Below are 12531 nucleotides of genomic sequence, written 5' to 3' on the forward strand. Positions count from 1 at the left end.
CGAACTCAGCAGTGAAACGACGCATCGCCGATGGTAGTGTGGGGTTTCCCCATGTGAGAGTAGGTCATCGTCAAGCACCTATCCCAAAACCCCTGATCAGCCTGGCTGGTCGGGGGTTTTGCTTTTGGGGCGCGGAAAGCCGGGGTGATCCCATCCACGCCATTGCATTCCCCTTGTAGGAGCGCGCCCTGCGCGCGAATCGCGGGCAGGGCCCGCTCCTACACGTGAGGCATGGCCATGGCGATGGGTATCGCTTCGCTCAACGCCATCCTACGCGTCCCGCCGACGCCACCATCCTATGCGGGACCTGCACCCGTAGGAGCGGACCTTGTCCGCGATAGCCGGCGGTCCCGGCGCGTTTCGCGGATAAGATCCGCTCCTACGCCGCCCCACCTGCGCCATTCCCCTGTAGGAGCGCGCCCTGTGCGCGAAATCGCGGGCAGGGCCCGCTCCTACAGGTGGGTTCAGGCCTCGAAACCCTTCCTGCGAGGCGTTTCTTCGGCGCTCGTTGCGAATGAAATATTTCGTAATAAATACCGTCACATTTCTTCTCCGAGCCTGTCGGTTTTCATCTGGCTGTCACATTGCTTTCATAGAGTCTGCTCGCGCCCCATGAGAGCGGCGCCGAATTCCAGCCAGTCGGCCTTTCCTCAAGGAGCAAGGCATGAAACTCAAGCGTTTGATGGCGGCGCTGACCTTCGCCGCCGCCGGCGTGGGCGCTGCCAGCGCTTTCGCCGCGATCGACCCGGCGCTGCCGGACTACCAGAAGACCAGCGGCGTCTCGGGCAATCTCTCCAGCGTGGGCTCCGATACCCTGGCCAACCTCATGACCCTCTGGGCCGAGGAGTACAAGCGCCTGTACCCGAGCGTGAACGTGCAGATCCAGGCCGCGGGCTCCTCCACCGCCCCGCCGGCGCTCACCGAGGGCACCGCCAACCTCGGCCCGATGAGCCGCAAGATGAAGGACGTCGAGCTGCAGGCCTTCGAGCAGAAGTACGGCTACAAGCCCACCGCCGTGCCCGTCGCGGTCGACGCCCTGGCCGTCTTCGTGCACAAGGACAACCCCATCAAGGGCCTGACCATGCAGCAGGTCGACGCCATCTTCTCCGCCACCCGCCTGTGCGGCGCCAAGCAGGACGTGAAGACCTGGAGCGACCTGGGCCTGGGCGGCGACTGGGCCAACAAGCCGGTGCAGCTGTTCGGCCGCAACTCGGTGTCCGGTACCTACGGCTATTTCAAGGAAGAGGCCCTGTGCAAGGGTGACTTCAAGCCCAACGTCAACGAGCAGCCGGGTTCCGCTTCGGTGGTGCAGTCGATCAGCCAGTCGCTCAACGGCATCGGCTACTCCGGCATCGGCTACAAGACCGCCAGCGTGAAGACCGTGGCCCTGGCCAAGAAGCAGGGCGACCCCTACGTCGAGGACAATGAGCAGAACGCCCTGAACGGCACCTACCCGCTGGCGCGCTTCCTCTACGTCTACGTGAACAAGGCGCCGAACAAGCCGCTGGACCCGCTGGAAGCCCAATTCCTGAAGATGGTGCTGTCCAAGACCGGCCAGGAAGTCGTGGTCAAGGACGGCTACATCCCGCTGCCGGCCAAGGTCGCGGCGAAGGCGGTCAAGGAACTGGGACTCTAGGTAGCGCCCCCGCCGGCCCCATGGGCTGAGCGGTAGGTGACCCAGCCCGTTGGCAGGCAACTGCCGACGGGCTTCGTCTCGTCATCTCTGTGTCATGTTTCTGTCATAGACTGCCGCAAGCGTGTCGCCCCCATGAATGACCTGGCCACTTCGTCGATGAGCAATTCCACCCCCGAGCGGATCGATTTCAACACCCCGACCCTGCGTCGCAAACGCCGCATGCGCGCCCTCAAGGACCGCCTGACGCGCTGGTACGTGCTGGTCGGCGGGCTGTCCGTGCTGGTGGCCATCACCCTCATCTTCTTCTACCTGGCCTACGTGGTGCTGCCGCTGTTCCGCGGCGCCGAGCTGGACGCCCGCGCGCCCCTGGCCCCGGCCTGGCTGAAGGAAGTACAGGCGCCCCTGCTGCTGAGCATCGAGGAGCAGAACCAGGTGGCCATGCGCGTGGCCGCCGACGGCCAGGTGCTGTTCTTCGACCTGGACAGCGGCGCCGAACTCAGCCGCCAGGCGCTCAAGCTGCCGGCCGGCAGCCAGGTGGTCTCCATCGCCGAGGACCAGCCGGGGCACCCGATGGTGGCGCTGGGCCTGTCCAACGGCCAGGCGCTGGTGTTCCGCCACGCCTACCAGGTCACCTACCCGGACAACCGCAAGACCATCACCCCGCAGATCGACTACCCCTACGGCGAGGCGCCCATCAGCCTCGACCCGCAAGGCCGCGCGCTGGAGCACGTGGCCCTGGCCTCGGACGACGACGGCCTGCTGCTGGCCGGCTCCAGCGGCAGCCAGATGCTGCTGCTGAGTTTGACCAGCCAGGAGAACATGCTCACCGGCGAGACCACCCTGGAGCAGGAGGCCGTGAACCTGCCGCAGATCGCCGACCCGGTGAAGGCGATCTACATCGACCCGCGCAAGCAGTGGCTGTACGTCATCAACGGCCGCGCCCAGGCCGACGTCTTCGACCTGCGCACCCGCCAGCTCAACGGCCGCTACAAGCTGCTCGACCATGCCAACCGCGAGGTCACCGCCAGCGCCCAGCTGCTGGGCGGCATCTCGCTGATGATCGGCAACTCCGACGGCGGCATCAGCCAGTGGTTCATGGCCCGCGACACCGACGGCGAACCGCGCCTGGCACACGTGCGCGACTTCCAGCTGGGCAGCAAGCCGATCACTGCCATCGTTCCCGAGCAGCGCCGCAAAGGCTTCGTCGCCCTGGACAGCGCCGGCGAACTCGGTGTGTTCCACAGCACCGCGCACCGCACTTTGCTGGAACAGCAGGTGGCGCCGGCCAGCGGCGTGCTGGCCCTGTCGCCGCGGGCCAACCGCCTGTTGCTGGAGCAGGCTGGTCAACTGCGCGGCTTCGATCTGAGCAACCCGCACCCGGAGGTTTCCTGGAGCGCGCTGTGGAGCAAGGTCTGGTACGAAAGCTACGACAAGCCGCAGTACGTCTGGCAGTCCACCGCCGCCACCACCGACTTCGAGCCCAAGCTGAGCCTGGCGCCGCTGACCTTCGGCACCCTCAAGGCGGCCTTCTACGCAATGATCCTGGCCGCCCCGCTGGCCATCGCCGCGGCCGTCTACACCGCCTACTTCATGGCCCCGGCGATGCGCCGCAAGGTCAAGCCGGTGATCGAGCTGATGGAGGCGTTGCCGACGGTGATCCTCGGCTTCTTCGCCGGCCTGTTCCTCGCGCCCTACGTCGAAGGCCACCTGCCGGGCATCTTCAGCCTGCTGCTGCTCACACCCCTGGGCATCCTGCTCGCCGGCCTGCTCTGGAGCCGCCTGCCCGAGCGCATCCGCCTGGCGCTGCCGGACGGCTGGGAAGCGGCCATCCTCATTCCCGTGGTGCTCGGCGTCGGCGCCTTCGCCCTGTGGCTCAGCCCGCACCTGGAAACCGCCTTCTTCGGCGGCGACATGCGCCTGTGGATAAGCCACGACCTGGGCATCACCTACGACCAGCGCAACGCCCTGATCGTCGGCCTGGCCATGGGTTTCGCAGTGATCCCGAACATCTTCTCCATCGCCGAGGACGCCATCTTCAGCGTGCCCCGCAGCCTCACCTACGGCTCCCTGGCCCTGGGCGCCACGCCCTGGCAGACGCTGACCCGCGTGGTGATCCTCACCGCCAGCCCGGGCATCTTCTCGGCGCTGATGATCGGCATGGGCCGCGCCGTGGGCGAGACCATGATCGTGCTGATGGCCACCGGCAACACCCCGGTGATGGACATGAACATCTTCCAGGGCATGCGCACCCTGGCGGCGAACGTGGCGGTGGAAATGCCCGAGTCGGAGGTGGGCGGCACCCACTACCGCGTGCTGTTCCTCTCGGCGCTGGTGCTGCTGACCTTCACCTTCGTGATGAACACCCTGGCCGAACTGATCCGTCAGCGGCTGCGGAAGAAATACGCGTCGCTCTGACCGGCGTCTGAAGAGGCACTTTCCAAGTGAAACAGAAGCAGGAAACGCTGAAAGCCTGGTTCGCCAGCGGTTCTCCCTGGGTGTGGATGAACGCCGGCGCGGTTTCCATCGCGGTGATCATGACCCTCGGCCTGCTGGCCGTCATCGCCGTGCGCGGCCTCGGCCACTTCTGGCCGGCCGACGTGCTGGAGGCGCGCTACAGCGTGCCCGGGCAGGAGGCGAAGGTGCTGATCGGCGAAGAAGTGCAGGTCGAGGAAGTGCCGCGCGAACGCCTGCGCGGCGCCGGCCTGCCGGTGCCCGCCGAAGGCCCCGAGTTCATGACCCGCGAGCTGCTCAAGCTGGGCAACCGCGATCTCTACGGCAGCGACTTCTCCTGGGTGATCGGCGACTGGCTCGCCGAGCGGCGCTGGCCGCAGGAGCTGGTGACCCTGGAGCGCCGCGAGTGGGGCAACTACTACGGCTACCTGGTCAGCGTGAAACAGGACGGCCAGGTGGTGGCCCAGGGCGCCGGCGCCATGCCTGAACTGCAGCAGCGCCTGCGGCGGGTGGAAGGGTTGTACGACCAGCTCTACCAGCTGGAGAAGAAGGATATCGGCAGCATCAACCACGAGCTGGAGCGCCTGCGCCTGAAGGAGCGCCGCCTGCAACTGCACGGCGAGCTGGATGCCACCGCCCAGGCCGATCTCGCCGCCGCCCGCGCCGAGCTGCAGGGACGCTACCGCGAGTACGAAGACCGGCTGGGCGAGCTGCGCCAGCAGTTCAACCGCGACAGCGTGGTGATGCGCGAGGCCGGCGGCCGCGAGACCGAGATCAGCCTCGGCAAGCTGGTCCACGCCTACCAGCCCAACGCCATGGGCTTCGGCGCCAAGCTGTCGTTCTACTTCAAGAAGCTCTGGGAGTTCCTCAGCGAGGACCCGCGCGAGGCCAACACCGAGGGCGGCATCTTCCCGGCGATCTTCGGCACCGTGATGATGACCCTGGTGATGGCGGTGATCGTCACCCCGTTCGGCGTCATCGCCGCGGTCTACCTGCGCGAGTACGCGCGCCAGGGCCTGCTGACGCGGGTGATCCGCATCGCCGTGAACAACCTCGCCGGGGTCCCGGCCATCGTCTACGGCGTGTTCGGCCTGGGCTTCTTCGTCTACGTGCTGGGCGGCTCGATCGACCGGCTGTTCTTCCCCGAGGCGCTGCCGGCGCCGACCTTCGGCACCCCGGGGCTGTTCTGGGCCTCGCTGACCCTGGCGATCCTCGCCGTGCCGGTGGTGATCGTGGCCACCGAGGAAGGCCTGTCGCGCATCCCGCGGGCGATCCGCGAGGGCTCCCTGGCCCTGGGCGCGACCAAGGCCGAGACGCTGTGGAAGATCGTCCTGCCCATGGCCAGCCCGGCCATGATGACCGGCCTGATCCTCGCCGTGGCCCGCGCCGCCGGCGAAGTGGCGCCGCTGATGCTGGTGGGCGTGGTGAAACTGGCGCCGTCGCTGCCGGTGGACGGCAACTACCCCTACGTGCACCTGGACCAGAAGATCATGCACCTGGGCTTCCACATCTACGACGTCGGCTTCCAGAGCCCCAACGTCGAGGCCGCGCGGCCGCTGGTGTACGCCACCGCGCTGCTGCTGGTGCTGGTGATCGCCCTGCTGAACTTCTCCGCCATCGCCATCCGCAACCGCCTGCGCGAGAAGTACAAGGCGCTGGAAAACTGATCCGCGGCCGCCGCCTGCGCAGGCGGCGGCCCGAGCCTCCAACGGGAGAGACGAGATGCAACAAGAACCCCATCGCCATGGCATCGACCTCGCCGCCCTCGGCCGGCCGATCCGCGAGGGCATGCGCCTGGACAAGGAAACCGTGGCCCTGGAAGTGCCCGGCCTGAACCTGTTCTACGGCCAGAAACAGGCGCTGTTCGACGTCGCCATGCAGATCCCCAAGCAGCGCGTGACCGCCTTCATCGGCCCGTCCGGCTGCGGCAAGTCGACCCTGCTGCGCTGCTTCAACCGCATGAACGACCTGGTCGACGACTGCCGCGTGGAAGGCGAGATCCGCCTCGATGGCCACGACATCTTCGCCCGCGGCGTGGACGTGGCCGAGCTGCGCCGCCGCGTCGGCATGGTGTTCCAGAAGCCCAACCCCTTCCCCAAGACCATCTACGAGAACGTGGTCTACGGCTTGCGTATCCAGGGTGTGAACAAGAAGCGCACCCTCGACGAGGCCGTGGAATGGGCGCTCAAGGGCGCGGCATTGTGGGACGAAGTGAAGGACCGCCTGCACGAGTCGGCCCTGGGCCTGTCGGGCGGGCAGCAGCAGCGCCTGGTGATCGCCCGGACCATCGCGGTGGAGCCGGAAGTGCTGCTGCTCGACGAGCCCTGCTCGGCGCTGGACCCGATCTCCACGCTGAAGATCGAGGAACTGATCTACGAACTGAAATCCAAGTTCACCATCGTGATAGTCACCCACAACATGCAGCAGGCCGCGCGGGTGTCCGACTACACGGCGTTCATGTACATGGGCAAGCTGATCGAGTTCGGCGACACCGACACGCTCTTCACCAACCCGGCGAAGAAGCAGACCGAGGACTACATCACCGGGCGCTACGGCTAAGGGCCGGGCGGCGGCCGCATCATAAATCTGCAACCTTCGGCGCGTAGCCTGCAGCTTTCGCGGAGCGAAACCACATGATCAACAAAGAAAGTCTCAGCCATCACATCTCCCAGCAGTTCAACGCCGAGCTGGAAGACGTGCGCAGCCACCTCCTGGCCATGGGCGGGCTGGTGGAGAAACAGGTCAACGACGCGGTCACCGCGCTGATCGACGCCGACTCGGGCCTGGCCCAGCAGGTGCGCGAGATCGACGACCAGATCAACCAGATGGAGCGCAACATCGACGAGGAATGCCTGCGCATCCTCGCCCGTCGCCAGCCGGCGGCCTCCGACCTGCGACTGATCATCAGCATCTCCAAGTCGGTGATCGACCTCGAGCGCATCGGCGACGAAGCCTCGAAGATCGCCCGCCGCGCCATCCAGCTGTGCGAGGAAGGCGAGTCGCCGCGCGGCTACGTCGAGGTGCGCCACATCGGCGGCCAGGTGCGCAAGATGGTGCAGGAGGCGCTGGACGCCTTCGCCCGTTTCGACGCCGACCTGGCGCTGTCGGTGGCACAGTACGACAAGACCGTCGACCGCGAGTACAAGACCGCCCTGCGCGAACTGGTGACCTACATGATGGAAGACCCGCGGGCCATCTCCCGCGTGCTCAACGTCATCTGGGCCCTGCGCTCGCTGGAACGCATCGGCGACCACGCGCGCAACATCGCCGAACTGGTGATCTACCTGGTGCGCGGCACCGACGTCCGCCACATCGGCCTGACGCGCATGAAGGAAGAAGTGCAGGGCAAGTCCGATAGCTGAGCCGCACCTGGGCTCATGGCGGCGCTCGCCGAAACGCCAACCCTGCTGCGCCGAGCCGCTTTTCGTAGGATGGGTTGAGACTGCGAAACCCATGCGGTGGTGGCGATGGGTATCGCTTCGCTCAACACCATCCTACGAGGGGCCGTGCCCGTCCGTAGGGGGTAGCGGACCTTGTCCGCGATAGCCGGATGTCCCGGCGCGATTCGCGGATAAGATCCGCTCCTACGCTGCCCCACCCGCGCCATTCCCCTGTAGGAGCGCGCCCTGCGCGCGAAATCGCGGGCAGGGCCCGCTCCTACAGGTTGCCGGGAGGCACGGTATTTCTCCTTCGTAGGAGCGGACCTTGTCCGCGATAGCCGGATGTCCCGGCGCGATTCGCGGATGAGATCTCCTACGAAGCGCGCCGCGGTCTTGGCCCGCTCAGAAACTCAACCTCACCATCTCCGCCAACTGCCGGCCCGCGGGATCGCGGGCGCGGCTGTTGTCTTTCAGCGCCTGCTGCAGGCAATGGACGAAGTGCCGGGAGGTCGCGTCCAGCCCCTGGTCGCGCAGGCGGATGATGCTGATGTCCCCGTCCGGCAATGGTTCCTCCAGCGCCAGGGCCCGTGCGCCGCTGCGCAGCGGTTCGCAGAGCATCATCGGCTGCGGCGCGTAGCCGAGCAGGCCGGCGTCGACGATCAGGCTGCTGAGCATGCCCGCGGAATGGGCGCAGACGATGCGTTCGCGGGCGATCTGCAGGCCATGCTGGCCGAACAGTTCATGGGTGGTCTCGGCGTAGCGGTCGGCGGTGAAGTTCATCGTCCAGTCGTGCTCCAGCAACTGCCTCAGCGAGCGCGACGCGGCCAGTGGGTGGCCGTTGCGGGCCACCACCTGCATGCGGTAGTGCGCCAGCGGCTGATGCACGAATTCCGCGCCCTGGAGGATGCCCGCCGGGCCCAGGGCGAACTGCATGCGGCCCGTGCGCAGCAGCGGCAGGATCACCGCCTGCAGCCCCTCGTACAGCTCCAGGTGGACCTGCGGCATGTCCCTGCGGAAGGCCTGCAGGGCGTTGCCCAGCAAGGTCTGGCCGAACCAGGGGGTGACGCCGACGCACAGCGTTGCCGCGCCTTCGCCGCGCAGGGCGGCCAGTTCCTGGCGGGCGCTGTCGAGTTGGGTGGCGATCTGCCGGGCGCGGGGCAGCAGCACCTGCCCGGCGGTGGTCAGCCGGGCGCCGCCGGCGTGACGCATCAGCAGCGGCAGCCCCTGTTCCTCCTCCAGCTCGCGCAGGGCACGGGTCACCGCGGCCTGGCTGAGGCCCAGGCCACGGGCCGCGGCGCGGATGCCGCCGCCGTCGGCCACGGCTATCAAAGCCTGCAACTGATGCAGTTTCAACGCTCGCCTCCCCTCCGAACACCGGAGGTCGTCACGACAACATTTTTTTGGCTTATGCGCATGCGGCGCCGACGCTAGGGTAATCCACGCCCAGCATACCGGCCGGTCACGGGCATCGATCCAGTCCAATCCCACAAGAAAAACAGGAGCGAGCCGATGAACAGAGCCTGTATAGCGCCGGGCATAGCCGCCATCGTCCCGGAAATGGTCGAACTGCGCCGGGCCATCCACGCCGAACCCGAGCTGGGCTTCGAAGAGTACTCCACCCGCGAGCGTGTCATCGAACGGCTGCGCGCCTGGGGCTACGAGATCGCCGAGATGGCCGGCACCGGGGTGATCGCCACCCTGCGCAATGGCCCCGGCCCGGTGCTGGGCCTGCGCGCCGAGCTGGACGCGCTGCCGATCCACGAGCAGAGCGGGCTGCCCTGGAGCAGCCGGGTGCCCGGCAAGATGCACGCCTGCGGCCATGACGGGCACACCGCCATGCTCCTGGCCGCGGCCTGCGAGCTGGCCCGCGAGCGCAACTGGCGCGGCACCCTGCACCTGTTCTTCCAGCCCGCCGAGGAAGGCCATGGCGGCTCCGGGGCCAAGCGCATGCTCGACGAGGGCCTGCTGCAGCGTTTCCCCTGCGATGCCCTGTTCGCCATGCACAACCTGCCCGGCCTGGCCGAGGGGCGCTTCATGGTCATGCCGGGGCCGTGCATGGCCTCGGCCGACGACGTGACCATCCTCATCCACGGCCGCGGCGGCCACGGCGCCATGCCCGAGCAGACGGTGGACCCGATCCTCGCCGGCGCCGCGCTGGTCAGCGCCCTGCAGAGCCTGGTGTCGCGCAACGTGCCGCCGTCCGAGGCGGCGGTGCTGACCGTGGGCGCCTTCCTCGCCGGCGACGCCAGCAACGTCATCCCCGACAGCGCCGAACTGCGCCTGAGCGTGCGCGCGCTGAGCCCGCAGGTGCGCGAGCTGCTGTTGCGGCGCATCCATGAACTGGCGCAGCAACAGGCCGCCAGCTTCGGCGCCCGCGCGGAAGTCCTGGTGGCGGTGGACGGCTACCCGGTGCTGGTCAACGACCCCGGCTGCGCGGGGCTGGTCCGCGAGCTGGTCCTCGACTGGCTCGGCGACAAGGGCCTGGAGCCCGAGCCGCGGCCCATCCATGCCAGCGAGGACTTCGCCTTCTGGCTGGAACAGGCGCCCGGCTGCTACCTGATGATCGGCAATGGCGACGGCGAGGGCGGCTGCGCGGTGCACAACCCCGGGTACGACTTCAACGACCGCATCCTGCCGCTGGGCGCGACCTTCTGGGTCCGCCTGGCGCAGCGCTTCCTGGCCTGAATCCTTCCCGCGGGGAATCCCAGCATGACAACAAGAACGACATCCTTCGCTGCGAGTGCCGAACCTTCCCGTGCCGGGCGCACCCGCGCCATCGCCGCGGTGTGCCTGGGCAACGCCCTGGAGTTCTACGACTTCCTCGTCTACAGCCTGCTCGCCACGCTGATGGCGCGGCTGTTCTTCCCCTTCGGGGAAAACCCGCTGACTTCGCTGATGCTGTCCTTCGCGGTGTTCGGCACCGGCTTCGTCATGCGCCCGCTCGGCGGCCTGCTGATCGGCCTGTACGCCGACCGCGCCGGGCGCAAGGCGGCCATGCGCCTGACGCTGTGGCTGATGGCCCTGGGCGCGCTGCTGTTCACCGTGGCGCCGACCTATGCCCAGGCCGGGCTGGTCGGGCCGCTGGTGATCATAGTCGCGCGCCTGCTGCAGGGCTTCGCCGTCGGCGGGCAGGTGGGCACCGCCACCACCATCCTGATGGAGTACGCCGGCTCGGGCTCGCGGGCCTACTACTGCAGCTGGCAGGTGTTCAGCCAGAGCCTGGGCACCATCATGGGCGCGCTGGTGGTGCTGACGCTGAGCAACCTGCTGAGCCCCGAGGCCATGGACAGCTGGGGCTGGCGGGCGGTCTTCGCGGTGGGCATCCTGGCCATCCCGGTCAGCGAATACATCCGCCACCGCCTGGAGGAAACCCTGCCGGCCGCCACCCAGGGCGACAGCCGGCAGGCGCGGGAAGGCGGCCTGGCGCTGCTGTGCCGGCATCCGCGGCAGCTGCTCACCGGCGTGCTGCTGGTGATCGGCGTCTCGGTGCCGGTCTACATCACCCAGTTCTACCTGGCCAACCACGCCATCAGCGTGCTGGGCATGCCGCTGGGCGTCGCCACCTGGGCCGCGGTGGTGAGCAGCCTGCCGTCGCTGCTGCTGGCGCCCCACGCTGGGCGCCTGAGCGACCGCATCGGCCGGCGCCGCTCGATCTTCTGGCCGCTGCCGATCCTGCTGCTGGCGACCTACCCGGCGTTCCTGCTGCTCAACCAATGGCCCAGCATCGGCCTGCTGCTGCTGATCGTGGGGCTGCTCAACATCCCGCTGACATACGGCATGGTGGCGTCCCTGGCGATCCTGCCGGAGCTGTTCCCGGCGGCGATCCGCGCCACCGGCCTGTCGGTCACCTACTGCGTCGGCGTCGCGCTGTTCGGCGGCTTCGCGCAGTTCTTCGCCGCCGGGCTGATCGACCTCACCGGCAGCCCGAACGCGCCGGCCTGGTACCTGGTGGGCGCCATCCTGCTATGCCTGGCCGGGTTGCGGATGGCTCCGGAAACCGTAGGGCGAACGCTGGATTGATTGACGGATGTGTCCGACCGGTCACGTCGGCATGGCATCCTGCCAGTGCCCGAGGCTATCCTTCGCCTTGGCGTTCCAGGGAGTCGACGATGAGCAAGGTCAGTGTTCTGGTGGTGGATGATGCACCTTTCATCCGCGACCTGGTGAAGAAGGGATTGCGCGACCATTTTCCGGGGTTGCGCATCGAGGAGGCGGTGAACGGCCGCAAGGCCCAGCAGCACCTCGCCCGCCACGCGGTCGACCTGATCCTCTGCGACTGGGAGATGCCGGAGATGTCCGGCATCGAACTGCTCGGCTGGTGCCGCGCCCAGGCGCCGCTGAAGGACGTGCCCTTCATCATGGTGACCAGCCGCGGCGACAAGGAGAACGTGGTCCAGGCCATCCAGGCCGGGGTGTCGGACTACATCGGCAAGCCCTTCTCCAACGACCAGTTGGTGAGCAAGGTGCGCAAGGCCCTGAGCCGCGCCGGCAAGCTCGATGCGCTGCTGGCCTCGGCGCCGCAGCGCAGCCTGGCCAGCGGCCCGCCGAACGACTCCCTCGCCGCCCTCACCGGCGGCAAGGCCGAGGTGGTTCGCGCCCCGGCCGCTCCAGCCGCGGCCCCGGCGCCCGCCCGTCCGGCTCCTGCTGCCGCGCCGGCCCCCGCGCCTGCGCGCAGTGGCGCCCAGGGCAAGGGCCAGGGGCAGTTGCGCCTGCCCAATGCCAGCCTGCCCTGCGTGATCCGCGGGCTCAGCCTGAAGGAGGCGCAGCTGGTGGTGAAGCGCGGCCAGGTGCTGCCGCAGGTGCTGGAAACCGCGGTGCTCGACCTGGAGGAAGACAACGAGGTGGCGCGCCTGAACGGCTACCTGCACTCAGTGGCGGCGCTGGAACCCAAGCCCGACAGCGAGTGGCTGCTGCTGTTGCTGCGCTTCGTCGACCGCGACCCGCAGAAGCTCGACTACCTGTCGCGCCTGATCGCCCGCGGCAGCACCCAGAAGCACTACGTCCCCGGCGCCTGAGGCCTGCTTCACAGCCCGACGGCCGGCGGCTCGCCGCTGCCGGTCTCGG

General features: G+C 68.1%; 9 protein-coding genes and 1 rRNA gene. 9 read left to right on the top strand and 1 reads right to left on the bottom strand.

What is annotated here, in order from left to right; translation table 11 throughout:
* The 6 genes from rrf to phoU all read left to right on the top strand — a co-directional run.
* Window positions 1-76: ribosomal RNA gene (rrf, locus tag QSJ95_RS33050) — 5S ribosomal RNA — on the top strand; the annotation flags it as partial.
* Window positions 77-664: 588 nt separating this feature from the next.
* A complete protein-coding gene (locus tag QSJ95_RS21065; RefSeq protein ID WP_009614214.1) occupies window positions 665-1636 on the top strand; it encodes a phosphate ABC transporter substrate-binding protein PstS in 972 nt (323 codons plus the stop codon).
* A gap of 438 nt (window positions 1637-2074) precedes the next feature.
* On the top strand, window positions 2075-4051 hold the full coding sequence (locus QSJ95_RS21070) for an ABC transporter permease subunit (RefSeq protein ID WP_502945298.1): 1977 nt from the start codon (window positions 2075-2077) through the stop codon (window positions 4049-4051).
* A 26-nt stretch (window positions 4052-4077) separates the two neighbouring features.
* Window positions 4078-5754, top strand: coding sequence for a phosphate ABC transporter permease PstA (gene pstA, locus QSJ95_RS21075; protein ID WP_043268065.1), 1677 nt, complete (start codon window positions 4078-4080; stop codon window positions 5752-5754).
* Between the two features lie 55 nt (window positions 5755-5809).
* On the top strand, window positions 5810-6646 hold the full coding sequence (gene pstB / locus QSJ95_RS21080; RefSeq protein WP_043268067.1) for a phosphate ABC transporter ATP-binding protein PstB: 837 nt from the start codon (window positions 5810-5812) through the stop codon (window positions 6644-6646).
* A gap of 74 nt (window positions 6647-6720) precedes the next feature.
* Entirely contained in the window at window positions 6721-7449 is a 729-nt protein-coding gene (gene phoU, locus QSJ95_RS21085; RefSeq protein ID WP_009614205.1) for a phosphate signaling complex protein PhoU, read from the top strand.
* A gap of 420 nt (window positions 7450-7869) precedes the next feature.
* Here phoU and QSJ95_RS21090 read toward each other — a convergent pair whose 3' ends face one another.
* Window positions 7870-8820 carry a LysR family transcriptional regulator gene (locus tag QSJ95_RS21090; RefSeq protein WP_285645100.1) on the bottom strand — a complete coding sequence of 317 codons (951 nt, stop codon included), beginning with the start codon at window positions 8818-8820 and terminating at the stop codon, window positions 7870-7872.
* Between the two features lie 156 nt (window positions 8821-8976).
* On the opposite strand from QSJ95_RS21090, the gene QSJ95_RS21095 reads away from it, so the two are divergent.
* The 3 genes from QSJ95_RS21095 to QSJ95_RS21105 all read left to right on the top strand — a co-directional run bounded on the left by QSJ95_RS21095 (window position 8977) and on the right by QSJ95_RS21105 (window position 12482).
* Window positions 8977-10152 carry a M20 aminoacylase family protein gene (locus tag QSJ95_RS21095; RefSeq protein ID WP_069862978.1) on the top strand — a complete coding sequence of 392 codons (1176 nt, stop codon included), beginning with the start codon at window positions 8977-8979 and terminating at the stop codon, window positions 10150-10152.
* 24 nt (window positions 10153-10176) lie between these two features.
* Window positions 10177-11487 (top strand): MFS transporter, encoded by a 1311-nt coding sequence (locus QSJ95_RS21100; protein WP_069862980.1) that lies wholly within the window; start codon window positions 10177-10179, stop codon window positions 11485-11487.
* An 89-nt stretch (window positions 11488-11576) separates the two neighbouring features.
* Window positions 11577-12482 carry a response regulator gene (locus tag QSJ95_RS21105; RefSeq protein WP_064584895.1) on the top strand — a complete coding sequence of 302 codons (906 nt, stop codon included), beginning with the start codon at window positions 11577-11579 and terminating at the stop codon, window positions 12480-12482.
* Window positions 12483-12531 lie beyond the last annotated feature (49 nt).

Source organism: Pseudomonas sp. NBRC 100443 (assembly GCF_030268185.1).
Lineage (GTDB): Bacteria > Pseudomonadota > Gammaproteobacteria > Pseudomonadales > Pseudomonadaceae > Pseudomonas > Pseudomonas citronellolis.

Excerpts from the sequence above, each read along its gene's own strand:
- QSJ95_RS21065 (WP_009614214.1), top strand. The coding sequence starts at position 665 with ATGAAACTCAAGCGTTTGATGGCGGCGCTGACCTTCGCCGCCGCCGGC.
- QSJ95_RS21070 (WP_502945298.1), top strand. The coding sequence starts at position 2,075 with ATGCGCGTGGCCGCCGACGGCCAGGTGCTGTTCTTCGACCTGGACAGC.
- pstB (WP_043268067.1), top strand. The coding sequence starts at position 5,810 with ATGCAACAAGAACCCCATCGCCATGGCATCGACCTCGCCGCCCTCGGC.
- phoU (WP_009614205.1), top strand. The coding sequence starts at position 6,721 with ATGATCAACAAAGAAAGTCTCAGCCATCACATCTCCCAGCAGTTCAAC.
- QSJ95_RS21095 (WP_069862978.1), top strand. The coding sequence starts at position 8,977 with ATGAACAGAGCCTGTATAGCGCCGGGCATAGCCGCCATCGTCCCGGAA.
- QSJ95_RS21100 (WP_069862980.1), top strand. The coding sequence starts at position 10,177 with ATGACAACAAGAACGACATCCTTCGCTGCGAGTGCCGAACCTTCCCGT.
- QSJ95_RS21105 (WP_064584895.1), top strand. The coding sequence starts at position 11,577 with ATGAGCAAGGTCAGTGTTCTGGTGGTGGATGATGCACCTTTCATCCGC.